Annotated in this window: 23 protein-coding genes, 1 pseudogene and 1 riboswitch; of the genes and pseudogenes, 8 read left to right on the top strand and 16 right to left on the bottom strand. The window is 37.2% G+C overall.

Annotation, left to right across the window (positions count from 1 at the left end; translation table 11 throughout):
- The first annotated feature begins 4 nt into the window (after positions 1 to 4).
- From ACQCPR_RS02955 to ACQCPR_RS02945, 3 genes are all read left to right on the top strand, one after another.
- On the top strand, positions 5 to 922 hold the full coding sequence (locus ACQCPR_RS02955; protein ID WP_090564652.1) for an iron-hydroxamate ABC transporter substrate-binding protein: 918 nt from the start codon (positions 5 to 7) through the stop codon (positions 920 to 922).
- A 65-nt stretch (positions 923 to 987) separates the two neighbouring features.
- The gene (locus ACQCPR_RS02950; RefSeq protein ID WP_427138124.1) at positions 988 to 1986 is read left to right on the top strand and encodes a FecCD family ABC transporter permease; all 999 of its coding nucleotides are present in this window, start codon (positions 988 to 990) and stop codon (positions 1984 to 1986) included.
- Entirely contained in the window at positions 1983 to 2990 is a 1008-nt protein-coding gene (locus ACQCPR_RS02945; RefSeq protein ID WP_427138123.1) for a FecCD family ABC transporter permease, read from the top strand. Before ACQCPR_RS02950 ends, ACQCPR_RS02945 begins: the two co-directional genes overlap by 4 nt.
- A 151-nt stretch (positions 2991 to 3141) precedes the next feature.
- Here the strand turns inward: ACQCPR_RS02945 and ACQCPR_RS02940 are convergent, their stop codons facing one another.
- The 8 genes and pseudogenes from ACQCPR_RS02940 to ACQCPR_RS02905 form a co-directional block, all read right to left on the bottom strand.
- Positions 3142 to 3861, bottom strand: coding sequence for a glycerophosphodiester phosphodiesterase (locus ACQCPR_RS02940; RefSeq protein WP_427138122.1), 720 nt, complete (start codon positions 3859 to 3861; stop codon positions 3142 to 3144).
- An 80-nt stretch (positions 3862 to 3941) separates the two neighbouring features.
- Positions 3942 to 4655 (bottom strand): AAA family ATPase, encoded by a 714-nt coding sequence (locus tag ACQCPR_RS02935; protein WP_090564659.1) that lies wholly within the window; start codon positions 4653 to 4655, stop codon positions 3942 to 3944.
- Positions 4656 to 4709: 54 nt separating this feature from the next.
- Positions 4710 to 5288, bottom strand: coding sequence for a histidine phosphatase family protein (locus tag ACQCPR_RS02930; RefSeq protein ID WP_427138121.1), 579 nt, complete (start codon positions 5286 to 5288; stop codon positions 4710 to 4712).
- Between the two features lie 19 nt (positions 5289 to 5307).
- Positions 5308 to 5675 (bottom strand): annotated as a pseudogene (locus tag ACQCPR_RS02925) (NUDIX hydrolase).
- A 180-nt stretch (positions 5676 to 5855) separates the two neighbouring features.
- A complete protein-coding gene (locus tag ACQCPR_RS02920; protein WP_427138120.1) occupies positions 5856 to 6722 on the bottom strand; it encodes a GNAT family N-acetyltransferase in 867 nt (288 codons plus the stop codon).
- 10 nt (positions 6723 to 6732) lie between these two features.
- Positions 6733 to 8553, bottom strand: a complete 1821-nt coding sequence (locus ACQCPR_RS02915; protein ID WP_427138119.1) for an ABC transporter ATP-binding protein — start codon at positions 8551 to 8553, stop codon at positions 6733 to 6735.
- Positions 8537 to 10273: an ABC transporter ATP-binding protein gene (locus ACQCPR_RS02910; protein ID WP_427138118.1), complete on the bottom strand. Its 1737-nt coding sequence runs from the start codon at positions 10271 to 10273 to the stop codon at positions 8537 to 8539. Before ACQCPR_RS02910 ends, ACQCPR_RS02915 begins: the two co-directional genes overlap by 17 nt.
- 108 nt (positions 10274 to 10381) lie before the next feature.
- Positions 10382 to 11311: a DMT family transporter gene (locus ACQCPR_RS02905; protein ID WP_090564668.1), complete on the bottom strand. Its 930-nt coding sequence runs from the start codon at positions 11309 to 11311 to the stop codon at positions 10382 to 10384.
- A gap of 130 nt (positions 11312 to 11441) precedes the next feature.
- On the opposite strand from ACQCPR_RS02905, the gene ACQCPR_RS02900 reads away from it, so the two are divergent.
- Positions 11442 to 13454, top strand: coding sequence for an EAL domain-containing protein (locus ACQCPR_RS02900; RefSeq protein ID WP_427138117.1), 2013 nt, complete (start codon positions 11442 to 11444; stop codon positions 13452 to 13454).
- Positions 13455 to 13971: 517 nt separating this feature from the next.
- Here ACQCPR_RS02900 and ACQCPR_RS02895 read toward each other — a convergent pair.
- From ACQCPR_RS02895 to ACQCPR_RS02870, 6 genes are all read right to left on the bottom strand, one after another.
- Positions 13972 to 14421, bottom strand: a complete 450-nt coding sequence (locus ACQCPR_RS02895; protein ID WP_090564672.1) for a threonine/serine exporter family protein — start codon at positions 14419 to 14421, stop codon at positions 13972 to 13974.
- A 12-nt stretch (positions 14422 to 14433) separates the two neighbouring features.
- Entirely contained in the window at positions 14434 to 15177 is a 744-nt protein-coding gene (locus ACQCPR_RS02890) for a threonine/serine exporter family protein (protein WP_427138116.1), read from the bottom strand.
- A 172-nt stretch (positions 15178 to 15349) separates the two neighbouring features.
- Positions 15350 to 17458 (bottom strand): beta-propeller domain-containing protein, encoded by a 2109-nt coding sequence (locus ACQCPR_RS02885; protein WP_427138115.1) that lies wholly within the window; start codon positions 17456 to 17458, stop codon positions 15350 to 15352.
- Between the two features lie 337 nt (positions 17459 to 17795).
- A complete protein-coding gene (locus ACQCPR_RS02880; RefSeq protein WP_427138114.1) occupies positions 17796 to 18989 on the bottom strand; it encodes an acyl-CoA dehydrogenase family protein in 1194 nt (397 codons plus the stop codon).
- A gap of 2 nt (positions 18990 to 18991) precedes the next feature.
- On the bottom strand, positions 18992 to 20149 hold the full coding sequence (locus ACQCPR_RS02875; protein WP_427138113.1) for a saccharopine dehydrogenase C-terminal domain-containing protein: 1158 nt from the start codon (positions 20147 to 20149) through the stop codon (positions 18992 to 18994).
- 4 nt (positions 20150 to 20153) lie between these two features.
- Complete coding sequence (locus tag ACQCPR_RS02870) at positions 20154 to 21644, bottom strand: aldehyde dehydrogenase family protein (protein WP_427138112.1); 1491 nt, start codon at positions 21642 to 21644, stop codon at positions 20154 to 20156.
- 158 nt (positions 21645 to 21802) lie between these two features.
- On the opposite strand from ACQCPR_RS02870, the gene ACQCPR_RS02865 reads away from it, so the two are divergent.
- Positions 21803 to 22609 (top strand): TIGR00266 family protein, encoded by an 807-nt coding sequence (locus tag ACQCPR_RS02865; RefSeq protein ID WP_090564685.1) that lies wholly within the window; start codon positions 21803 to 21805, stop codon positions 22607 to 22609.
- An 89-nt stretch (positions 22610 to 22698) separates the two neighbouring features.
- Here ACQCPR_RS02865 and ACQCPR_RS02860 read toward each other — a convergent pair whose 3' ends face one another.
- Complete coding sequence (locus tag ACQCPR_RS02860; RefSeq protein WP_427138111.1) at positions 22699 to 23214, bottom strand: DUF2798 domain-containing protein; 516 nt, start codon at positions 23212 to 23214, stop codon at positions 22699 to 22701.
- 52 nt (positions 23215 to 23266) lie between these two features.
- Complete coding sequence (locus ACQCPR_RS02855) at positions 23267 to 23827, bottom strand: TetR/AcrR family transcriptional regulator (RefSeq protein ID WP_090564688.1); 561 nt, start codon at positions 23825 to 23827, stop codon at positions 23267 to 23269.
- 219 nt (positions 23828 to 24046) lie between these two features.
- Between ACQCPR_RS02855 and ACQCPR_RS02850 the strand changes: the two genes are divergently transcribed.
- From ACQCPR_RS02850 to metC, 3 genes are all read left to right on the top strand, one after another.
- Positions 24047 to 24247, top strand: a complete 201-nt coding sequence (locus ACQCPR_RS02850) for a C4-dicarboxylate ABC transporter (RefSeq protein WP_139219667.1) — start codon at positions 24047 to 24049, stop codon at positions 24245 to 24247.
- A gap of 85 nt (positions 24248 to 24332) precedes the next feature.
- Positions 24333 to 24439, top strand: a riboswitch (SAM riboswitch).
- Positions 24440 to 24521: 82 nt separating this feature from the next.
- On the top strand, positions 24522 to 25640 hold the full coding sequence (locus ACQCPR_RS02845; protein WP_427138110.1) for a methionine biosynthesis PLP-dependent protein: 1119 nt from the start codon (positions 24522 to 24524) through the stop codon (positions 25638 to 25640).
- Entirely contained in the window at positions 25640 to 26827 is a 1188-nt protein-coding gene (gene metC / locus ACQCPR_RS02840; protein WP_427138109.1) for a cystathionine beta-lyase, read from the top strand. The genes ACQCPR_RS02845 and metC overlap by 1 nt, the downstream gene beginning before the upstream one ends.
- Positions 26828 to 26864 lie beyond the last annotated feature (37 nt).

The following is a 26864-nucleotide window of genomic DNA, read 5'->3' as shown; positions in this document are numbered from 1 at the left end:
ACAGATGAAGAAGTTACTATTGCCGTTTACAATTTTACTAGTTCTTATCTTAGGTGCATGCAACAGTGAGACTACCGATACAAAAGCAAGTGAAACGAAAGATGAACCTACTACCATTACATACGAGTCCGAAACTGGTCCGGTAGAAGTTCCAGCAGATCCAAAACGAGTTGTTGTTCTTGCTACTTATGCAGGAAACGTAGCTGCACTAAATGTAAATTTAGTTGGAGTAGATTCGTGGTCAAAATCTAACCCAGGATACGATTCTTACTTAGCAGATGTGGAGGAAGTTTCGGAAGAGAACTTAGAAAAAATTATTGAATTAGACCCAGATTTAATCATCGGTTCCTCTACCACTCAAAACTTGGATAAAATTAAAGAAATTGCACCGACAGTAACATTCACTTATGGAAAAGTAGATTATTTGACACAGCATTTAGAAATAGGAAAATTGCTGAACAAAGAAAAAGAAGCACAAGCATGGATTGACGATTTCAAAGAACGTTCAGCAGTAGCTGGAAAAGAAATTAAAGCAAAAATTGGTGAGGATGCAACTGTTTCTGTTATTGAAAACTTTGACAAACAATTATATGTGTTTGGAGATAATTGGGGACGTGGTACAGAAGTTATCTATCAAGCAATGGGACTGAATATGCCTGAAAAAGTAAAAGAAATGGCTTTAGAGGCCGGATATTATGCTTTGTCTTTAGAGGTTCTTCCTGAATATGCAGGTGACTATGTCATATTTAGTAAAGTAGCAGATCAAGATAACTCATTCCAAGAGACAGACGTTTTTAAAAATATTCCCGCTGTTCAAAATGGACAACTGTTTGAAGCAAATGCAGAAGAGTTTTACTTTAATGATCCAATATCGTTAGATTATCAATTGGAGTTCTTTAAAGACAGCTTTTTAAAACAGTAAGTAAGTAATAATAGTGGAGGAATTCTTAGGGATTCCTCCACTATTTTTATAGAAAGGATAATATAATGAAAACCTCTATTCATTTTAGTTTTAAATTTGTTATTGGACTTATTTTGTTGGTAGCAATATTCTCCATTTCAATGGTTTATGGTGCGGCTTCGACATCCTTACAGGATGTATGGCAAGCATTATTTACTCATATAAAAAGCGATTCTATCAATATTTTAAGAGAGCTAAGACTTCCTAGAGAAGTGGCCGCTATGTTGGTTGGTGCCGCCTTAGCTGTGTCTGGTGCGATTATGCAAGGTGTTACCCGTAATCCACTTGCTGACCCTGGATTATTAGGTTTAACTTCTGGAGCAAACGCAGCACTTGCTATTAGCCTTGCGTTAATTCCGGGGATAAACTACTTTGGAATTACTATTGCATGTTTTATCGGTGCAGCAGTTGGTGCAGTAATGGTATTTGGTATTGGAGCAGTGAAAAAAGGTGGCTTTTCTCCATTACGAATAGTTCTTGCAGGTGCTGCGGTCTCCGCCTTTTTGTATGCGGTTGCTGACGGCGTTGGAATCTATTTTAAAATTTCCAAAGACGTCTCTATGTGGACAGCCGGAGGATTAATAGGAACCTCCTGGAGTCAACTCCAGATGATTACTCCTTTTATCGGGATTGGAATCGTTGTGGCTCTTTTATTATCTAGACAGTTAACTATTTTAAGTTTAAACGAAGAAGTTGCCGTTGGACTTGGGCAAAAAACTATTCAAACAAAAACGATTTTATTTGTAGTAGTTATATTACTTGCCGGCGCTTCAGTCGCACTTGTTGGAAATATGGCATTTGTAGGTTTGATGGTCCCTCATATTGTTCGAGCAATAGTTGGAACAGATTATCGATTAATAATTCCAATGTCTATTATTGCAGGAGCTATCCTTATGCTACTTGCTGATACAATTGGACGAACTATTAATATTCCATATGAGACACCAGTTGCTGCAATCATAGCTATTATGGGATTACCTTTCTTTTTAGTGGTCGTTCGTAAAGGAGGGCGAGTTTTTCAATGATTCATCGCCAGCTAGTAAAAAAGCAACGTATACTTTTTATCGTCTTACTATCCTTAATCATTATTACTGCTTTTATTAGTGCAGGAATTGGATATTCCACCCTTTCCTTTAATCGTCTTTTACCAACTTTTTTAGGGCAAGGAACATTTAAAGAGGAATTTGTTTTGTTCTCAGTTCGTTTACCTAGAATTATTATTACAATTCTTGCTGGTATGGCACTAGCGTTATCCGGTGCTATTTTGCAAAGTATTACACGCAATGATTTAGCAGATCCCGGTATTATTGGGATTAACGCTGGAGCAGGAGTGGCAGTTTCAATTTTCTTCTTATTTATACCGATTCAACCTGGTTCTTTTATATACCTACTACCACTAGTGGCATTTGTTGGTGCTTTAATTACTGCATTTTTTATTTATATCCTTTCGTACAACCGTGGAACGGGTTTGCAGCCAGTTCGATTAATATTAGTAGGTGTTGGATTCTCAATGGCTCTTTCAGGCTTGATGATTGTCTTTATCTCATCTGCTGATCGTCAAAAGGTAGATTTCATCGCTAATTGGATGGCAGGAAATATTTGGGGAGCAGACTGGCCATTTATCTTGGCTCTTTTACCTTGGTTAATTGTTCTTATCCCGTTTACGTTATATAAAGCAAATAAGTTAAATCTACTCAATTTAAATGAACCCGTTGCGATTGGTGTAGGGGTTTCAATTGAGAAGCAGCGAATTATTCTTTTATTAGCCGCTGTTGCTCTTGCAGCATCTGCTGTATCTGTAACTGGGGGAATTGCTTTTATAGGCTTAATGGCTCCTCATATTGCTAAATCTTTAGTAGGGCCGCGTCATCAATTATTCATACCTATTTCTATCCTAATCGGCGGTTGGCTTTTACTTTTTGCTGATACAATCGGTCGCAACCTTGTCGAACCAAATGGAATTCCGGCTGGAGTAGTAGTGGCTTTAATAGGTGCTCCATACTTTATGTATTTATTGATGAAGAAGTAAAGATAGTTTACTGCTTTAGAGATATGCGCTGCAGCCCAATACGCATGGGTTTTCAGTATGTGTCGTTGAGCTCCTAAGTAAATATATAGTTGTTGCTGATTTTTTAAGTCAAAATAAAAATGGACTACGCTTTTATCCGTAGTCCATTTCCTTATGATTGAAGATATTTCCACATTCTCTCTGGATAATCTGTGAAAATGGCATCTACTCCAACTTGTTTTAGCAAATCAGTATATTTCTCTTCATTTACAGTAAAAACACGAACATTTTTGCCGCTCGCAATCGCCTCCACACCCATCGGTCTAAGGACTGTCGGGAAAAATGCATGCAGTGCATCTGCTCCTACTTTGTCTGCATATATGTGCGGCTCTATCATCACTTCCATAAAGAGGACAGCTGTTTCTATTGAGGGAGCCAATTGTTTAAAGTTTCTTACCATCTCATGGTTAAATGAAGATATAACGACACGTGCTTCTAACCGATAATCATTTAACATTTGCAGTACCGCCTGTTCCATACCTTCATATGGAAATACATCAGATTTTAACTCTATATTAAGGTGATGATGTGTATCTTTAAATACATATAACACTTCTCTTAGCGTTGGGATTGTTTCTTGTTTAAACTTGGGGGAATACCAAGAACCAAAGTCAAATTTTTTCAATTCAGCTAACGTCAAATCTTTAATAAAACCTGTTCCATTCGATGTGCGATTAATGGTTTCATCATGTATAACAACCAATTCATGATCTTTCGTCATATGAACATCAAATTCCACACCATGAACAGGTAATTTTGCCGCTGCTTTAAAAGCAGCAATTGTATTTTCTGGATGCGTACCTGAAGAACCTCTATGGGCATAAATTTTCATAAAGCCTACCTCCTTGTACTATTATTAACTATATTATACCTCTTTACTTTCTATATAAGAAAGTACAGTCCAGCAGGTCTTTATTCCTCTTCTAAAATATCTTGTAAAAATTTTTCTCTATTTTGTAAAAAGTATTTGGTTATTTGAAAATGGTCCGTTTCCTCATATTCTATCTCTTTGATTTCCTCTTGGTCAAAACTAAGAATGTTTGCATTGGGGTAGCCTAATAGTATTGGTGAGTGTGTGGCGATAATGAATTGACTATCATCTTCTTGAACTAAATCATGTAGAATTCTTAGAAACGCTAGTTGTCGCGCTGGCGATAAAGCAGCCTCTGGCTCATCCAGCAAATAAATACCTCTGCCTCTAAACCTATTAGAAAAAAGGGAGAAAAATGCCTCTCCATGTGATTGATGATGCAAGGATTTTCCACCGTACGGTCCTGTTCCCATTGTATCAATATGAGAAGCGAAATTATAAAATGATTCCGCACGAAGAAAAAAACCATTTGCTACTTTTGGAAGCCATGACAGCCTGATATAATCTCCAAGTGCTGATTCTGATGCGTCTACGTCATAATAGTTATTCCTCCCCCCTCCTGCTGTATTAAATTCGCATTTATCTGCAATTGCTTCTAACAAAGTAGATTTTCCCGATCCATTTTCTCCAACGAAAAAAGTAACATTATTGTGTAAATCTAGTTGATGTAGATTTCTAATAGAAGGAATGGAGAATGGATACTGACTATATGATGGAATGAGATCCCGCTGCAGTGCAATTCTTTTTAGGGACATTTTATCACCTACAATTTCATTGTTATTTGAGCTCTATTATACATTACTAAAATTTCAACCTAAATGCTTCGTACAGTTATAGAGAGAACAATTCCAAACACCCTGTTTAATATTAAGAATAGTTATTGAGGTATTATCTAATTGTGTTTTTTGGAACCGCTCAGGTAGCAGCCTTTGCAATGTAAGTCCTATTAAAGCTCCATGGCTAACTACCAATACTCGTTTGTCACTATATGTATTAGTTAGTTCTGTTATAAATTCATATCCTCTATCAGATACATCGCTGAATTTTTCTACTCCAAGGTCTAATTCTCTCCAGTTACTTCCCCACTTTTTCAATCTTTCTTCTTCAGTTGTACCTTCAATTTCTCCGCAATTTATTTCTCGTATTCTTTTATCAAATACATTGATAGATAGATTTAGTTTAGCAGCGATTATTTGTCCTGTTTCTTTGGCACGTGCTAAATCACTGGTCACAATAACATCCCACCCCCCTTCTAATACGAGTCTATTTGCTAATGCACTTGCCTGTTGCTTTCCCAGATTATTTAAGGGAATATCTGATATACCTTGTGCTCTGCCGAGTACATTCCAATCCGTAATACCATGCCTTACAAGTCCAATAGTAGTCAAAATTCTTTATCTCCTTTTATTAGTTTCCCAGTAGAACTTTTTCCGCTAACATAATGTTTTCTTTTAGATAAACTGGTATATCTTCGTCCTCTAGAATTTGTTGTGTCGACATCCAAAAGACATCATTTACTTCATCTATACATTTAGCATAGGGCTCGCCAGATTGATACTCACAAAGAAAAACGATATCTACTACAGATAAGCCAGTATCCGTTTCAAATAAAGAACTATTAACATACCTAAGATTTGAAACCTCTACGTCTACTTCTTCTGTAATTTCTCTTTTTAGAGTTTCTTCTAATTTGATGTTATCAAGTCTTTTTCTACCTTACCTCCAACAAGGGATAATAATCCTCCTGCGTGCTCTTCTTTTTCACTTCTTCTTATTAATAACCACTAATCATTTTTGTAAATTGCTCCTTCAAAGTTAACTATAAACATTTACTTCCCTCCTTGTTTTTATATTCTATAGAACAAATCCCTTCTCCTTATTTGTTGCACTCATCTTGATGGAACAAAAAACAGCGAACAAATCAACACACAATTTGCTCGCTGTTCTCTTATAGGTTAACTCTTTTTGTAGAAATGGGTGTTACTCTCTGTGGTAAATCCTACTTTTTTATAAATGGAAAGAGCTTGATCATTGTCTGATTCTACATCCAAATAGACGGACGCTTTTCCCATACGATTGGCTTCGCACTTAGCCCAGTTTAATAAGTTGGTTGCCACACCTTTACCACGTGCATTTTCATGGACAGAGAGACCTGTGACCCATAGCTTGTCACCGTCTTCAACTAAAGTAAACGTCCCTACTAATTCGTCACATAATTTAGCAATCATCAATTGGCGATTTGGTGTTTGCGTATTAAAGTCGATTAATGCTTTAGCTTCTTCTTCATTGTCGCCAAATGCATTTACTAATACCCGAACCACTTCTGACTCCTCATTAGTATATCGCGAAACTTCCACTTCACTATCTAATTCTTCTATTACTGCTTCAGCTGCCATCGTTCTCTCTTGAAAATCAAAAGTATAACCAAATTTGTGAAGAAGCTCCTGACCTGCTACAGAGCTGTCTGGAATTAGAGCGAAATCCGTAGCAGCTCCTCTTATTTCTAGATTCCTACCCAATTCTTTTACTAGTCTTTCTCCTATACCCAATCTTCGAGCACTAGGTAGAACAACACCACTCCATTCAAAATCTAGTGTTGCTATTCGATCTATCGAGGTTAAAACGCCGACTAATCGGTCGCTATCGTCATCATAAGCTATTAAGCAAAAACCTTTTGTGTAAAAATCAGATAGCTCTACCACACTTAGTAGTGTTGTATAATCCACCTGATCAGCTGTTTCTGCTTCAGCTATTAATTGCTTTATTTCTTCCATTGTCTCCTGGTCTAACGGAAAGGACACAGCCATTACAGATATATTCATTTATTTCTCCTTAAATCTTTGAATTCGTTAACATACTATAATATCTACCTCGTTTTTGCAATAGCTCTTCCTGTGGACCGGACTCCACTAGTCTTCCAGCTTCCATCACGAATATTAAATCAGCCTGTCGTATAGTATTTAATCGGTGTGCTATGACAAAACTTGTTCTACCTTCCATCAATCGTTCAAGAGCCTCTTGAATTTTCATTTCTGTTACTGTATCGATGCTAGATGTTGCTTCATCTAACAACAGTATCGCTGGATCTGCAACAAGTGCTCGAGCAATGGATAATAACTGCTTTTGTCCTTGACTGATTTCCCCACCATCAGCCGATAAAATAGTATCGTATCCATTTGGCAATTTCATAATGAAGTCATGGGCATTAGCCTCTTTTGCTGCGTGGAGCACCTCTTCATCTGTCGCATTTAATTTACCGTATCGAATATTTTCTCTTACCGTCATTTCGAACAAAAATGGATCCTGTAGAACAAATGCTGTTTGGCTTCGTAGCGTATGTCGGGGCAACTTTTCAATAGGAATACCATCAACTAATATACTTCCACTATTTACTTCATAAAAACGGGCAAGTAACTGCATAATAGTAGTTTTTCCTGCTCCTGTTGCGCCAACTAATGCAGCAGTTTTTCCTGACTCCACATGGAAGGATACTTCGGAAATCGTCGGAGACTTATCTTCTTTGTTGTAATAAAATGTGACATTTTCAAAAGTCACATTCCCCTGTAGCTGATAATCTCCATTGTCTATAGCATCATCCTCTTCAATAGGCTCCTCCATAATAGCAAAAACACGTTCTGCACCTGCAATTGCAGAAAGCACCGTATTAAATTGGTTAGCTAAATCATTCAGTGGCCGTGTAAACTGTCTTGCATACTCCGAGAAAATAACAATTTCTCCAATTGTCACAAAGCCATGATATGCCAATACTCCACCCGCAGCTGCAACAAGCGTAAAGCTAGTATTATTCAATAAGTGCATCACTTTTGGAATAAAACCTGAATACGTTAACGCCCAAAATCCTGTTTGTCTTAACCGTTCACTTTTGACAGCAAACTCTTCTTGCATTCGTCCTTCTTGCGAAAAGGCTTTAACAATTCGTTGACCAGAAATCGTTTCTTCAATCATTCCGTTCAATTCACCAACAGCTTTTTGCTGCTCCTTGAACAATTTAGACGTCCTTTTCGTAATCCATCGCATAGCAAAATACATGAAAGGCACAATAATAAGCGTCACTAAAGTCATCAGAGGACTCAGTAAAAGCATAACGACTGTTGTCCCGACTAAAGTTAAAATACTTGAAAACACTTGGATAAGGGATGAGTTTAAAGTTTGGCTAACGTTTTCAATATCATTGGTCATACGACTCATTAACTCTCCGTGCTGGCGTTTATCAAAAAAGGACACTGGGAGCTTCTGTAAATGCTCAAATAATCCTGTACGGAGTCGATAAATTGTTTGTTGAGAAATACCAATCATCCAATAACTTTGCAAATAAGTAGCGAGAGAGAAAAACAAGTAAACGATGAGTAATACTCCAATAATTTTGGAAAGACCGATAAAGATATTTTGAGAAATATGTTCATCTACAATTACTCCTATTAAATATGGTCCAACTAATGCTAAAGCAGAGCTAGCAACTACCATCAATAGAACGACTATTAACAAAAATCGCTGTTCATCGACCAACTTCCATATTTGCTTTAATACTCCCTTCCAATCGGAAGCTTTATCGATTTTCTTTTTATGATTTCTTTTTAAATCTTCTTTAGTAATAATAGGCTCATAACCAAAAGGTTTACGAATGAAGTTCATCAGGCTCTCCCCCCTCTGCTTGCGATTCAGCTATTGCTTTATAGAGAGAAGAGTCCTTCAGCAATTCATCATGCGTGCCATAGGCAGATACTTGACCTTCTTCTAATAATAAAATGTAATCTGCACCCTTTGCAGTTCGGATTTTCTGTGTGATAACAAGCATTGTTGCATTTTCTTCCTCCAAAGCTTCCCATAATGCGTTTTCTGTCGAGACATCTAATGCACTGGTGCTATCATCCAGTAATAATATTTCTGGTTTTCTAACGAGTGCACGCGCAATGGAAAGTCTCTGCTTTTGACCACCAGATAAATTGACTCCCTTTTGACCAACTCTTGTATTGTATTGGTCCGGGAATTGTTCAATTGAATCATGTATTTGCGCTTGATTGGCAGCTTCTCTTAATAACTCTTCCGTAGCAGCCTGATCCCCCCAGCCAAGGTTTTCCTCTATACTTCCAGTAAAAAGAATAGATTGTTGAGGAACGAGTCCAATTATTTTCCTTAACTCTTTTAAGGGCCATTCTTTAACATCGATTCCATCTATTAATATAGTTCCTTCTGTTGCATCGAAAAACCTTGGTATTAGATTGAGAAGAGTCGATTTACCAGAACCAGTTGCTCCCATAATCGCCAGCTTGGATCCAGGTTTAACCATAAAGGAAACGTCTCTTAATACGGGTATATCAGTCGTAGGATAATGAAATGACACATGCTGAAACTCAATTTCACCTATTCTTGGAGTTGCTTCTTCAGAGTCTGTATTAATAACTTCAATTCCTTCTTCTACAAGGAGGACTTCTTCCATACGTTCAGAGGATGCTTTCGCTCTAGAGAAGAAAATAATAATGAAAGCAAACATTGAAAAGGCTCCCGTCATACGCATCGCATAGTTAATAATTGCTACTAACTCACCTAGTTCCACATTTCCTGTTCTAATTTCTTTTGCACCAAACCAAAGGACCGCTAACAAGCTAGCATTCATAATAAAAAGCAAAACAGGTAATATTAACTCCATGATTCGGAAAGCTTTTACATTATCCATTTTCAGATTTGCTGCCACAGTTGCAAAACGACTTGATTCAAAATTACCACGCAAATACGCTTTTATTAAACGTACCGCCTGTAAATTTTCTTGTATCTTTCTTGTGACCTGGTCCACCCTTTTTTGAACTTCCCCAAATAGTTTTAAACCATTCCGGCTCATAATATAAAGAAATAGTACTAAAAAAGGAGCACCTATTACTAGAAACATTGCTAAATATGGGTTCACTATAAAGGACATAATAATACTACCAACAACAAGCAAGGGTGCACGGAGCATAATACGTAATCCCATAAAAATAAGATTTTGTGTAATCGTCACATCAGTAGTTAAACGAGTGATTAAACTCGCTGTTGGAAACTTTAAAAAAGTGGCCATTGTAAAAGCCTGCACCTTCCTAAATAATGCTTGGCGTATATCGAACCCATAACTTTGTACTATATGAGAGGCGATAAATGTGTTAATAATTCCTGCTGCAAATGCCAATAAGGAAATTCCAAGCATGATACTACCCCAAAGAATAATTGCTTGTTGGTCCCCTGCCAGAATTCCATCATCAATAATGACCGCGATGAGCAATGGTTGAACTAGCTCAACGGAAAGCTCTATTAACATGAACAATAAAGCGACGATAACTAACATTTTATATGGAGATAAATAAGAAAAAATTGTCCTCAAAATTGAAACACCCCTAGATTCTTCGACACTCGAATTAATTCTTGTAAAATCTATTATGCCACAAACTCTTCTGAAGACATAGAAAAAGATGACTTAATATTTTGAAAGTCATCCTTTTCTTTTACTTATCCATTTAATTTCTCCTGCTACAGAAAGCCACGTGACAAATAGAAGCATTATAATTACCCCAATATATTGCCATACCCCCAGTATTTGATTGAACCAAAATACCGATATAATCATCGCAGTTAACGGCTCAATACTGGACAGTATGCTTGTTTCCACTGCTGTTATGTATTTCATACTCGACAAAAATAATATAAATGCAATGGTTCCTATCAATATAATTATTATTACAATTATACTTATAGGATATGCTGCAAGATGGACCCACTCATCCGTTTTCCATATCTGGGTCACGAACGCCAGTACTACCCCACCTATTAACATTCCCCAACCGACAACAACAAGGACACCCCATTCTTTCATCAGCCGAGCTGGATACACTGTATAAATAGAAAATGCTATCCCCACAGCCAAGCCCCAAAGTAACGCTTCCCTACTTATTAACAATATGCTCACATTTGCATTCGTGAGTAATAAAAACAAACCGATTAATGTACCGATAATACCTATAACCTGATATTTTGGTGGAAATATTCTGTTCTTCCATGATAAAAATAAAATAATATAAACTGGTCCCAAGAATTGAAGTAATGTAGCGATTGATGCATTACTCGCTTCAATTGCTGCAACAAATGTATATTGTACACCCAACATTCCTAGTACACCGAAAACTACTAATTGTTTAAGCCAACTAATATCTTTCCATATAAGAAACACTCGCTGACCAGTTATTAATAAAAACAACAATATACATATTCCAGCTGTTATTAAGCGAACCGTTAAGAAAAATGAAACGGATAAGCTTGTATTATTTAAAACCCATTCCATCATAGGTCCTGATGCACCCCATAGAATAGATCCAAGAACAATTAGTAGTATACCTTTGGACCTTGCAAATGCACCATCTTCCATTTTTTATCACCACTTTCAAAGGTACTTTTTACCCACCCATTTATATATCAATGAATATATGGTATTATACTAATGACCAATTTTTAGAAACTATATATAATAATATTAGACTATTTAAGGGGGCTTGAATATGTTTCTCAAAGAAGAATCTATAAACTTAAGTAACACAGTTTTTAGTCACTTGCCAACACCTAGTTTCATGACAAATAACGAAGGTAAGATTGTCTGGTGGAGTCAAGAGTTGGAAAAACAATTTGGCTACACTATCGATGATTTACAGGACACAGATATACCACTTTTTACAGACTATACATTAGGCCATTTCACCGCAAATTGGGAAACAATTTTACATACAGAAGATCCCTTTGAGGTAAGTCCAGTAATCCTTTATGCTAAAGATAAAACAGCTGTAAATACTTCCATTGTTGCAAAATCCTTTGCTTGGAACGATATGCGTTTCGTATTATTTCAGATTAAATCAGATACAAATAACTTAATGGAAGTATCTTCTTTCCATGAGCTTCAACTCATAAAAAAAGGATTATCCGATTCTTTCATGCTCCTATATATAGATCATGAAGGGCTAATCATGCATGCAAATGATAAATTCTTGAAAAAAAGTGCATGGACTCCTAAGCGAATTATCGGAAAATCTTTTTGGCAGTTACTCCCCGATACTCCTGAGCATATAGCAATTGGTAATCAAATTATTACTAAGCTTCGAGACGGAAAAGTATTTCAAGGAGCCGTTGAGAAAATCACAAAAGATGGAACTGCTTATTGGGTTAATTTGTTAGGTATTCCGGTATCCAATACTCAGAATAATACTCCATACTTTTTATTATTGGAAGAGGAAATTACTGAAAAGAAATTAATGCAAACAAAACTAGAACAAATTGCATATGTAGACACTGAAACAGGTTTGTTAAGCAGACATCGCTTAGAAGAAGTAGTGAATGAATATATCGATGAAAAAAAATCATTTTCCTTTGTTTTCATTAGCATCGATCAATTTTATACATTAAAAGAAATTTTTAATGATCAAACAGAAACAAAAATGTTAAATGAGTTTACTAAACGGTTGAAAATCTATTTTGAGGATTCTATTATTGCAAGATCCGGTAGAGATGATTTTGCTATAGTCACACCATTGAGTGATTGGTACATTCAAGGGTTTACAAACTATTTAAAGCAAAATCCAATTTACTTAGATAGCAAAATTATTCAAATTACTGTAAGCGGTGCCATTACTAGATATCCAGAGGATCAGCAATCTTATCTCCATTTATTAAAAGCTACTACTAATACGATTCAAAAGGTAAAACTAGAGGGCGGCAGTATGATTACCACTCTTTCAAAATCTGACCACTCCAAACTTTCTCGCAAGGTACAAATTGAGAGACGGTTATTAGAAGCATTAAATCGTAATGATTTACATGTCATGTTCTTGCCTCAAAAAGATGTGAAAACTGGTGCTATAACGTCCGTAGAGTCACTAGTAAGATGGGAAGATAGTGTATTAGGTACTGTATCTCCTGAAGAACTTATTCCAATTGCAGAAGAGACAGGACTGATTAACGAAATTGGTCAGTTTATGCTTGAAAAGTCTTGTGAACAGGCTGCTATTTGGCAACGAAAAGGAATACCTATCAAAGTTAGCTTCAACTCTTCTATTCGTGAGTTTAGAGACAAAAATATGGTGAAGACCATTCGAAAAGTACTAGAAAAGTATAATTGTTCTCCAGAGCTAATCCAAATAGAGTTCACCGAGAAATTTGCACTCGAAGCGGAGGCAGAAAAAGCAATTGTTAAACAAATACAAAAGCTACAGCAAGATGGCATTGTTTTTGTGTTAGATGATTTCGGAACAGGTTACGCCTCTTTACGCTATTTGCAAATGCTTCCAATAGGTAAATTGAAGATAGATAAATCATTCATATCTTCTGTTACTCAACATGAAAAACTTGAGAAACTCGTTCAAGGTTTAGTGCAATTTGGACAATCACTAAATCTTCAAGTAGTCGCTGAAGGCGTAGAAACTGCGGAACAGTTTGAGCTACTTAAACGAGTGGGCTGTGATGCGGTTCAAGGATATTACGTGAGCCTACCAATTTCCGCTGAAGAAGTAGAGGAAATGCTGTAAAAATACTTAATGTTTATGGAGGCTGTCCCTAGGGGCAGCCTCTTTTTTGAGAAATATATTATTTTCCGCGCTATAAACCTAGTGTCCCAGATATCTTGAAGAATAAAATCTACCAGAAATACTGCTGTTTTCCGTTTCAGTCGGCCGCTTTCCGCATGCAGTCCTTAAGCATCCCGTGGAGTCTTCCCTATATAATTAATCAGAGTAATTAATATAAAAGTTATAAATAAAACAATTTCATAAAGTATTTCCCTCTTCACTGAGCTCAATAGGTTGTTCGGGCAGCGCATATCATATTATAAATACTAGAGTTTTTACAATTTACTTGCTTATGCATGTATTTTACTTGCGTTAACTCAGCAATTACTTGTAGTACTCTAACGTTTACTTGCTTTCATTTTTCGTTTACTTGCACTTGAGGGTGATTTACTTGCGCTAAGGTAAATTTATCCTTTTTATGGAGCTACTTAGGATTATTGGATATTATAAAAACCGTGAGCAAAGTAAGTCTCTTTGTTCACGGTTTTGTTTTTAGTTTAACAATTGCTTTTGTCCAAAGCTGAGTAATTATTTCCGCAAATACTAAGCCCATTGCAATGGACCCCGAAATTAGTAAGGCTAGAGAAGCATATTCGAGAGCTAATGGATAATTCTTCTCCACAACACTTCTCATGGCATTATAGGCAGTGCCTCCAGGAACTAGCGGAATGATCCCTGCAACACTAAATATAATCATCGGCATTTTAAATTTTTTAGACATTATATGTGATACGAATGCAACGGTAAAAGCTCCCGCAAATGAAGCGCTAACTTGATCCTGATTCATTTGGTTAACATACATATAAACAATCCAACCTGTCGTTCCCACTATTCCACAGTAAAACAATGACTTTTTAGGTGCATTAAATACTATACCGAAGGCAGCGGCAGCGATAAAACTTAAAATACCTTGAGCTACATATATCAATACGAATCCTCCCTACAGTGATAGTACTAGCGCGACACCTGCTCCAATTGCAAACGCTGTTAGAAAGGCTTCCGCTCCCTTTGATAGACCTGACACAAAACTACCTGCCATTAAATCTCGAACTGCATTTGTGATTAGTAGACCAGGAACAAGTGGCATAACCGAACCAATAATGATTTTATCTAATTCACTACCTAAGCCACTAGCAACAGATATGGTTGCTATGACTGTTACGATGAATGCCGCAAAAAACTCTGCGAAAAATTTTACTCTCGTTCTTACCTCTAAACGATCTGATACCGCATAACCTATACCTCCAGCAATTAGGGCAGTTGGTACATCGAGTAATTTCCCTGAGAACAATAAGAGAAACGCACCTGATGCAATCGCTGCTGCAATTATTTGAATCCAAAAAGGATAGGTTTTATGTTCATCCTCAATCTGTTTGAGCTCACTATATGCATCTTCAATCGTAATGTCCCCAAAAGCTAATTTTCTAGATATATTATTTACAGAGGCTATCTTCCCCAAATCAGTTGTTCTTGCATTTATTCGTACTAATCTTGTTGGAAGGTTTTTATTTCCACTAAAAATGATTCCAGTTGGGGTGACAAAACTTTGAGATTGGGTAAGTTCCTGTGAAATAGCCATGCGGTCCATCGTATCTTCTGCTCGATACGTTTCAGCACCACTTTCCATCATTAAACGCCCCGCAAGTAAACAGCTTTCCACTACCAATTCATAATCTGCAGCCAATGAGGAACACCTTCTTTCTTCCATTTAAGCTAATCTTATAGAACCAACTGTGAAAAAACAAATACTGATGTAAGTTACACTTTATGAGTCAATTACATAGTAAAGTATGATTTAAACTGATTATGAAATTGACTTAATAAAAAAATAAAGAAAGTGACTATAGTAGCCACTTTCAGTACTTTACTAATCCAGTTTGTTTATAAGTATTCATATTATAGCTTTTAATTTCTTTCATCGCAATTGTATAAATTGTGTCTCCTGCGTAAACAATTCGTTGGATTGAACTTTCCCAATCCTCATACATTTGACCTGATACTTCTGGACGAAGTAGGTCTCCCTTTCGTTCAATGCCATTTTCTGGTGTTATTTCATAGATTAATGCTCCATCCTGTTTGAAATTGGCATACTCCTGTCCTGAAAGTTTTTCGTAGATAGAAACAGGGAATCCATATAAGTTATTCTTCTGATGTTCAAAAAGCGCATGATGATCATATTGTATTGGCGAATATGTGCCCTGATCACCTATCACTTCTGTATCTTTTTCTTTTGGATTTGCTAAGTCACTTACATCAAACAAGGAAATTTTCATACCTTCTGTCACGATTAGTGGCTCTTTTCCACCACTTTGTGTATCTATTCTTGTTTCATAGCCGAATCCAATAAGATGGTTTTCATCCAATGGATGCAAATAGTTACTAAAGCCTGGAATCTTTAATTCGCCTAACACTTTCGGTGAAGTAGGAGTAGCAACATCTATTACGAATAGGGGGTCTGCTTCTTTGAAAGTCACCATATAAGCTTTATCACCCATGAATCTTGCAGAATAAATTCTTTCATCCTTTGCAAGGCCAGTGAGTGAGCCAACCAAGTTCATTCCTTCATCTAATATAAATAAGTTATTTTCAGATACTTCCTTCTCATCCCAATTATTACCCTTAGTTGTTACTGTGCGGAAGTAACCATTGTACTCATCCATGGAAAATTGGTTTAGGATATGCCCCTTTAACCGATTAGAGGCTACAAATTGAATCGTTGTCTTATCTAGCGTAAATTTGAATACTTCGGTATCCATAGAACCTGGATTCCAAAGCATTTTATGGTTAGATGCACCTTCTTCATAAATACTTGATGTTAAAAATAGATTATTCTTCGACATATACAATTGTTCACTTCCACCTAGATATCCTTTTGTTATTACTTCATTTTTCTTAGGATTAGAAATGTCTAATGCTGTGATTATACTGTAAGTCGCTTCCTTAGAATTTGGTAAGATGGAGAGATCCTTGTAAGGTAAAGGCTGCACTGTATCTCCTTTTTCGGAATCATAGGTGTACGGCCGCAACTCTGTATTTTTTTGTTCTTCCATTATCCAAAAATTTGGGTAGACATTTGTTACATAATAGAGTGTACCATCGGTTAGCCTAGCTCCGGACATATGCCCTTCCGTACCGACCTCTCTTTGTAATATCGGGGCGGATGGATTGGAAATATCATAAAACAACGCTGTCGTCATTGAATCCATTGGCATAGACATCCGTGCTATATCTTCGTTACTTTGTTCATATGGTAATGCCTGAATAGAATTCTTTTGAGCCAAAACAATTAGCGTTTCATCGGTTAGGAATAGCTTCATTGGATAATAATCGCTCCCTAAACGAATTTTAGTTTCCTCTTTCATTTTCTTTGGATCTTCTATATTGACGATAGCAATGTTATTTTCCGTTATTGAGAATATATGGGTACCGTTTGTTTTTACTATATCAGCTTCATCTACTCCCTCAACCTGATTGTTCGTTGAAGAATAATCACTGCTACTCTTTGCATCTGAAGATTCGGTTGCCGAATCCTCCATTACTGCAATTTCTTTACGTGGAATATTTTGGAACTTCTTCACCATTTCAAAATGGGCTTTTAGCTCCTCTTTCGATTGAACGGTTGGTAGCACTTTATATATTCGAAAAGGAAAATCAGTTTTTGTTATTCCAAGTTTATCTTTCACATGCAAAGTATATGAGCCCTCATCCAAGCCATCAATTTCTAGAGACTTGCCATTTGAAGTAAGTGAATATTTTGCATCCACCTTCTTACCTTGTTGATCTTCCACATACACATCCCCAGTTTTCAATGCATCTTTACCAAGAGCGGAAGAAAAAGATGCTTTAAAAACCTGGCCAGATAATACAACTGATTGAGCTGTCACCGATAATTTGGTGAAATAAAATAAACTAGCTAAACTTACAACCAACCCTATAGCAACTATTGAAACAATCTTCCTTTTCAATATGGATCACCCTTCCTTTTTTCTTTGTTAACTCATTAGACTTTTTAAAAATGAATTAGTTACACCTGCAGAAAGAAAATTCTGAAAGTAGGTAACTAAAAAGATCTTCATCTTAATAACATTCGAAAATATACCTCTCTATGTACAGCTACTTTAATTTTCACCTAATTAGGTATGGAGCTTACTTGAGGTAATCAAGGATTTAGATGTTCCCGGCCATGCTCGTTCATTTGCAAAGCAAAACGCAAGAATGTTATCCACGAGTGGTAAACAACATTCTTGCGTTTTTAGTTGACGATTGTTTCGCTTGAAAGCGATTTATCCGATTATCTAATAATTATTCATCAAATGGCCACGTCGGTAGCGTATTACTGAGTGCTTTATCTTCTCGGTAACCGAGAACATATTCTGCTTGCATAATCGTATGAATCTCTCGCGTTCCTTCATATATAACTGGGGCTTTTGAGTTTCTCAAGTATCTTGCTACTGGGTATTCATCTGAATATCCATAGGCACCATAAACTTGTACCGCATCATCTGCAGCTTTATTGGCAAAATCACATGCTTGCCATTTTGCTAGCGATGTTTCTCTTGTATTTCGGACACCTTTGTTTTTTAGTTCGCCTACACGGTATACAAGGAGACGGCTCATTTGGAGTCCTGCTTCCATTTTGGCAATCATTTGTTGAACAAGCTGATGGCGGCCAATCTCTTTACCAAATGTTTGACGCTCTCTACTATATTTTACGCTTGCTTCCAGGCAGGCTAGCGATAACCCAACTGCTCCTGCGGCTACAGTGAATCGACCATTATCCAAGGCAGACATGGCAATTTTAAATCCTTCTCCTTCTTTCCCGAGAAGATTCCCCTTTGGCACGCGCATATTATCAAAAAATAGTTCTCCTGTATTTCCTGACTTGATGCCATATTTACCTTTAATCGCTTTAGATGAAAAGCCATCTAGCGTACGTTCCACGATAAATGCACTGATTCCATGATGCTTCTTGGATTTATCCGTATAAGCAAATACGATGAAATGGTCGGCCACATCGCATAGTGAGATCCATGTTTTCTGACCATTTAAAATATAGTCGTCTCCATCTTGCACTGCTACTGTAGACATTGAAGCTACATCCGAACCAGCACCTGGTTCTGTTAAGCCAAATGCTCCAATCTTTTCACCAGTAGCCTGTGGTATTAAATATTTTTGCTTCTGTTCTTCTGATCCCCACTGCATTAAAGTCATAGAGTTTAAACCAGTATGAACCGAAACAGCTGTCCGAAAAGCCGTATCACCGCGCTCCAATTCCTCACAAACTATAGCAAGTGAATTATAATCCATTCCACTTCCACCATACTTTTCAGGTATACATACACCCATCAAACCAAGGTCTGCAAGTCTTTTCCATATGGCAGGATCAAATGCGCCATCTGTTTCCCATTTTGCAATATGAGGAATTATTTCATTATCTACAAATTGACGAACAGTTTTGCGCAACAGCACTTGTTCTTCTGAGAATTCAAAGTTCATATTTACTCACCTCTAGTAATGGATTCTCTTATTTCTACGCCTCTTGCTGCCATTTCTCGGATATATAATTCTCCAGGAACGATTAGCTCTGGAGGATACACTCCTCGATTTTTAACAACTCCATTTCCAATCATTTGTGCAACAACTGAAATAGTATTGGCTGTTGCTCGAGCCATTGCGGTTTCACCTGAAAGGGAATCTTTTTTAGTCGCCATTTCGTACGTGAAGTTGGTAGGGGTACCATCTTTTAACCCTTCAACAATTACTCGCAGCAATACTGCATCCTCTTTATCCCCCAGTAATAACTGTGGGGTTAGGACTTCTTTCAATACATCTCGTGCTTTTACCATATTTCCGTTAACATTGACGACTGTTTTTTTGTTCGTTAACCCTAAATCTACTAGCAGTTTGAATTTATCTGCATGCCCCTTGTATCGAATTGTCTTATATTCAAGCGTATCTACATTCGGAAATGATTTTGCTAAAGTTGAAGTACCACCAGCTGTATGGAATGCCTCTAGTTCACCATAGTCCTCAAAGGTAATCGGTTCTACTTCTGTAAGGGATGGAACTTCCTGAAGTTTTCCTTCTCTTATAACATGTGAAGCATCTGTATAATGATCGAAAACTCCTTCCAATGAAAAGACAATATTATAAGCAAAGATTCCCTCGGGTTCAACTGGTATTCCTCCGACATACAATCGAATAGTATTTACCTCATCGAGTTTGGAAGCACCATATCCAGCCAAAATATTGATCATTCCTGGAGCAACACCTAAATCAGGTATTAGCGTAATTCCTTTTGCTTTTGCCTTTTCATGAAGTATTAAGACGTTATCTGTCGCCCCTCCAATATGCCCACCTAAATCGATAGAATGTACCCCTACTTCTACAGCAAGCTTAGCTATTTTTTCATTGAACGTATAAAATAATGAGTTTATTACTACATCCGATTCCTTCATTATTTTTCGTATACTATCGTCCTCGTTTGCATCAAGTCTTAATACTTCAATTTTGGAATTTTGCAATCTTTCCTTAAACATTTTTGCCTGTCCCACATCTAAATCACATAATAAAACCTTTTCCACATTCGGGCTTAATACTAAATCACGAGCTGCTTCCTTTCCCATTAACCCTGCACCTAATACAGCAACTATCATGTAATCATCCCCCTATTACTTGAGTGTCTATTTGTGCACGCTGTAATTTCCCACTGTAATCTATATATATGCTCTTCCATTCTGTATACACATCTAATGCTGCTACCCCTGAATCCCGATGGCCATTCCCAGTCCCTTTTGTTCCTCCAAAAGGCAAGTGGATTTCTGCTCCAGTTGTTCCTGCGTTAACGTATACTATCCCAGTATCCAAATCACGCTGTGCACGGAATACTTTATTGACATCTCTTGAATAGATGGAGCTGGATAGTCCAAACTTCACTCCATTATTTACTTCAATTGCTTCCTCTAGTGAATTCACTTCTATTAAGGAAACTACTGGACCAAATATTTCCTCCTGCGCTATTCGCATATTCGGTGTCACGTTAGTAAAAAGAGTAGGAGCATAATAATTCCCCTTTGCTAGCTCTGCCTCATTTAAAATTGTTCCCCCCGTTAAGAGAGTCGCCCCTTCCTCTTGTCCTATTTTTGTATAGGAATGGATTTTCTCCAGAGCATTTCTATTAATAACTGGGCCGATTTTGACCGTTTCATCTAATCCATCGCCAATCGTTAGTTTTTCCATTTGTTCAAGAAGCATTTTCTCTAAGTCTTCTCTTACATCTTTATGCACAATAACTCTGCTACATGCCGTACATCTTTGTCCTGCAGTTCCAAAGGCACTCCATAAAATACCTTCCACTGCTAATGAAAGATCTGCATCCTCCATGACGATTACTGCATTTTTCCCACCCATTTCGAGGGAAACTTTTTTTAGGTGACGACCACCGAGCTCAGCGACTTTACTCCCCGTTTCTGTAGAACCAGTAAATGAAATAACTTTCACTTCTGGATGCTCAAGCATTGCAGTACCTACTTGAGAACCTGATCCAAAAACAACATTAGCAACTCCAGGTGGTAAACCAGCTTCCTCGAAGATTTTAGCCATTTCATATGCCATCATAGGAGTTTCCGTTGCCGGTTTCCAAATGAATGCATTTCCAGCAACAATAGCAGGGAATGATTTCCAAGTAGCAATCGCAACCGGAAAGTTCCAAGGTGTAATGAGTCCCACTACCCCAATAGGTGCTCGGACACTCATCGCAAACTTATCTGCAAGTTCAGATGGAGTAGTCTCACCAAACAAACGACGACCTTCTCCAGCCATATATAATGCCATATCAATACCTTCTTGTACTTCTCCACGTCCCTCTTCAATCACTTTTCCCATTTCTTTTGTTAATACTTGAGCTAGATGCTCTTTCTTTTCTTTCATTATTCTACCAATCTCATATAAATAATCTGCACGTTTCGGCGCAGGAACGAGTGCCCATTTTTTTTGAGCTTTCACTGCGGCTTCCACTGCAATATTCACATCTTCCATTGTAGATAGCTTAACCTCTGCAAGTTGTTCCCCATTCGCAGGATTAAACACTGGGGTATACTCCGCTCTACCAACATCCTGCCATTTCCCATCAATAAAATTTGTTAACTTCATTCTATTCCCTCTTTTCACTTTAAAATGTAAACGCTTCCATTAATAATACATTCGATAAGTATTTGTAAATACCTTTAATAATTTAGAATTTTTAGAATGAAACTTTTTACCTTTCATATCGTATAATTGGGTAATAACAATTTAGGAGGAGCATGATTATGAATAACCATGAAATAGACTACAAACTATATGGAGACGATATGCAATTTGTAGAAATTGAATTGGATCCAAAAGAAACTGTTGTTGCAGAAGCAGGCAGCTTAATGATGATGGAAGACGGTATTTCAATGGAAACTATTTTCGGCGATGGCTCATCAGGATCTGGTGGTAGCAGTGGCGGACTTATGGGTAAATTAATGGGTGCAGGTAAACGTATGCTTACTGGAGAGAGTTTATTCATGACAACATTCACCAATACTGGTAGTGGCAAAAAACATGTCTACTTCGCATCACCTTACCCTGGAAAGATTATTCCTATGGACTTAAGCCAATACCGCGGAAAAATTATTTGTCAAAAGGATGCATTTCTAGCAGCAGCTAAAGGGGTTACGATTGGCATTGAATTTCAACGTAAGCTAGGAGCAGGTTTCTTTGGTGGTGAGGGTTTCATTATGCAAAAACTTGAGGGTGATGGCCTTGCTTTCGTGCATGCAGGGGGAACTATTCATAGAAAATCACTACAGCAAGGCGAGGTTTTACGAGTAGATACTGGATGTCTCGTAGCAATGACTGCGGATGTAGATTACAATATCGAAATGGTCAAGGGAGTTAAAACAGCCTTATTTGGTGGAGAAGGATTATTTTTTGCTACCCTTCGTGGTCCTGGTACCGTATGGATTCAATCACTTCCATTTAGCAGATTAGCTAGTAAAGTATTTGCTGCTGCCCCTCAAACACCAGGTGGTGGTTCAAAAGGTGAAGGCAGTATAGCAGGAGGATTATTTGACCTACTGGGTGGAAAATAGAAACAGATATTGAACAATGTCTGCTGATGTTTTAGTTATAGTGAAAAGAAAAAACGCTTAGACAAAATATGTCTGAGCGTTTTTGTTAGTTATTTTGTACTTACAACAGCTTTTGCTTGAGCTTTTCCATCTTGAGATTCATGTAATTTTACCATTGCAAAACGGGCAATAGGTTGAATTACTAAGCTTTCTGCAATAAGTACGATTGCGAAGTTACGCGGCCAATTCGTTAACCAGTTGCTGAAGATTTCCATTCTAAAGCCATTTCCTATAATATCACCAATAAGTGTCATAGCTGCAGACATCCCTAATACGGTAAAAAGAATTCGGAATAAAATTTTGGAGTTGAAGCTATCCGTAGGCTTAGTGAATTTTTTAACTAGTGCTTCTGCAATACGTCCAAAAATAGTTGGTTCAATAATCATAACAATAACCCAAATAATCGGTAGCGCTTTTAAGATGGTTAAAGCAACTTCTCCGTTAAATTCTCCAAAAGAGAGAATGATATTTAAGGAGGTCATGAATATAACCGTAAGTGTTGAGATAATTGTGCCGAATAATAGGCCTTCCTTTGCATTTCTTGGTAGTCTGTTTTCTTGATGCATTTTTTTCTTCCTCTCAAAGTTTAGTAAAGACCTTCGCTTTAAATTCCATTTTTTATAGCTTCTCCAACAAGTTCGGTAATAGTTCTGCAATTGTTTTTAAAGGATTCGTAGATTGTTTCGTTAAACAAAGCATCATGGCCCCTTCAATCGAAGCAGTCAACAATAACGATACAGAGACAGCTGTTTCATCCGAAAAACCATCGGATAATAGCTTAGCACAGTAGATGCGTTCAATATTTTCATATAACTCACTGCACGCTTTGCGAACTGGTTCACTCATTGTTGCCATTTCACTAACAATACTGCTAAATGTATAGCCAGTAATAGTACCTCTTTTTTCAAAGCTATTTATTAAAGTATCAATCGTTGAAATTATGGCGTCCTTAGTTGTAAGATGCTTACTAAAAATAGCTTCAATATCTGTGGTTATGTCTTCTTTTAAAGCGTGTAAACAAGTTATCAAGAGTTCTTCTTTGCCATCTGGAAAGTGATGATAAAGAGCACCCTTTGAAACATTACTAGCTTTTAAAATTTCATTGAGTCCTACAGTTTTGTAACCTTTTTCCTGAAAAAGAATTGTAGCAGTTTCAATCAAGAGTGATTTAGTATCCATAGCTATTCCTCCTAACATACCAACGGGTCTGTTTGTAATTATAACAAATTTTAAGCTACATTCTAATATTTTGTTTATTTAATAAAAGACCAGCATTATGAGCCCATCTCTGCAATGAATCTGCAGATTGTTTATGCCCCTCCTCCATACCCTTCATATAATATGTAAAGGGACATTGCTTCTTGGAGTTCCTACATTATAGGATGGGAGGTGTGGATGTTGGATTCTTCTACAGGATTATGGGTTGGTTTGTTGGGTATAGTCTTAGGGGTACTTGGTTTCTTTTATGCTCCCCTTTGGCTAGGTGCTGGTGCAGTTCTGTTAGGACTGGTAGCTTTAGCTTATTCTCACAAGTTAGTTGTAGGGTGGATATCTTTAATACTCGGAGTAATTGTTTTAATACTGACATTTATGTCATAACTTGAAACAAAAAAACGTATTGTATTAATAGCCACTAAGTGTTAAGATTATTTAAATTTAAAATTTTGATAATTTCATATATTTTTTCTTATCCAGAGAGACGGAGGGATTGGCCCTTAGATGTCTCAGCAACCAGCCACGCTTAGGTATGGTGCTAATTCCAATAGACGTATGACGTCTTGAAGATAAGAAGACAAACTTCGATATTTACTTGAGGGTTCTCTTCTTATTAGAGAATCCTCTTTTTTATTTTAATTGTAAAGGATGAAAAATTATGCCAAAAAACAGTATTGATACACAGTTAGTTCAATTGGGAAATCATAGTGATGAAAAAACCGGGGCGGTAAATCCCCCCATTTATCTCTCCACAGCATACAAACACAATGGGATTGGGCAGTCTACAGGATACGACTACACACGAACTAAGAACCCGACACGAGCTATTTTAGAGGAAGGAATTGCAAAGTTAGAAGGTGGAGACGCTGGCTTTGCCTGTAGTTCTGGTATGGCTGCAATACAATTGGTTTTATCTCTTTTTAAGTCAGGAGATGAGTTAATTGCTCCTGATGATTTGTATGGTGGTACATACCGATTATTCAACCAGTACGCAGATTCATATAATATCCGTACTACTTATACAAAATTTGAATCAGCTGAAGAAGTAAAAGCATTAATAACAGAAAATACAAAAGCCTTATTTATCGAAACACCCACTAACCCTTTAATGCAGGAAATAGACATACAGCTATTTGCGGATATAGCAGAAGAGCATAATCTATTGTTAATCGTAGACAATACATTCTTAACCCCTTATTTACAGCGACCTATTGAATTGGGTGCCCATATTGTCATCCATAGTGGCACAAAATATATTGGGGGACATAACGATGTACTTGCAGGATTGGTGGTCACAAAAGGTACTGAGCTAAGTGAACAATTGCAAGTCAACCATAATGCTGCAGGTGCTGTCCTTTCTCCTTTCGATTCTTGGTTGTTAATAAGAGGATTAAAAACACTTCATCTACGTATGAAGCAGCATGATTTAAATGCAAAAAGAATTACTGAATTTTTAATACAGGAACCTGCTGTTAAGGATGTATTATATCCAGGGGTTGGCGGGATGTTATCCTTCCGTTTACAAAAAAGCGAATGGGTGGCTCCTTTCCTAAAGAATTTGAGACTGATTGTATTTGCTGAAAGTCTTGGTGGTGTAGAGAGCTTTATCACGTATCCTACTACACAAACACATGCCGATATACCTGAAGAGGAACGGAATGCACGAGGCGTTGATAATAGTCTCCTTCGTTTTTCGGTTGGGATTGAAGAAGTAGAAGATTTAATCGCAGATTTAAAACAAGTATTAAATACATTAGAAAAGCGAGGTCATAATTAATGAGTGATTACAAAGAGTCGTTGGAGACTAGTATAATTGTTGCCTCTACACGCGGAGATTCGGAGATAAAAACTGGATCTGTAAATGTTCCTATCTATTTATCCTCCACTTTCCATCAAGAAAGCTTTGATGATTTTGGACCTTATGACTATAGTCGATCGGGAAATCCTACGAGAGATGCACTCGAAAAAACGATTGCTGAATTAGAGGGGGGTACTAGAGGATTGGCATTTGCATCAGGAATTGCGGCAATTTCTTCTGCATTTATGCTTTTGTCTTCAGGCGATCATATCGTTATTACAGAAGACGTATACGGTGGAACCTTTCGTTTTGTTACAGAAGTATTGCCTCGTTTTGGAATTGAGCACAGCTTTGCAGATTTTACGAACGTGGAAGCCATTGCAAGTGCAATGCAATCTAATACAAAACTGATTTACATCGAGACACCTTCGAATCCATGCTTAGGTATTACTGATATTATGGCTGTCGTGGAGCTTGCAAAATCCAATGCTTGTTTAACCTTCTTAGACAATACATTTATGACACCGTTATATCAGCGTCCATTAGATTTAGGAATTGATATCGTCTTACATAGTGCAACAAAATTTTTATCTGGGCATAGCGATATTATTGCAGGACTTGCGGTTACAAAAGACGAGGAGTTAGGTAAGCGTTTAGCATTTATCCAAAACTCATTTGGTGCTATTTTAGGTGCGCAAGATTCATTTTCTCTCATTCAAGGTATCAAAACATTAAATGTCCGTTTTGAAAAATCCGCTCAGTCTGCCCAAAAAATAGCAAACTATCTAAATGGGCATGATTTGGTGGAGAATGTCTTTTTCCCTGGACTTTCCACTCATCCAGGATACGAAACGCATAACAGACAGTCGAGTAGTGCTGGTGCTGTCCTTTCCTTCTGTTTACCGAATAAATCCACCGCTAAGGCATTTGTTGAAAACGTTAAAATTCCTGTATTTGCGGTAAGTCTAGGCGGAGTTGAATCCATTCTCTCCCATCCAGCTCAAATGTCTCACGCCGCGATGCCCAAGTCGGAACGAGATAAACGCGGAATAACAGATGGTTTACTACGTTTTTCAGTTGGATTAGAGAATGTTAATGATTTAATAGCTGACTTTGAACAAGCGCTAGAAATAGCATCAAGACAAAAGGAGATAGTAAGTATATAAATCTCAAAAGCCCTATTCATAAATACATTAAAGGTTT

It is taken from the genome of Psychrobacillus psychrodurans (genome assembly GCF_050209195.1).
GTDB lineage: Bacteria > Bacillota > Bacilli > Bacillales_A > Planococcaceae > Psychrobacillus > Psychrobacillus psychrodurans.
This window is presented reverse-complemented; position numbering and strand designations above follow the sequence as displayed.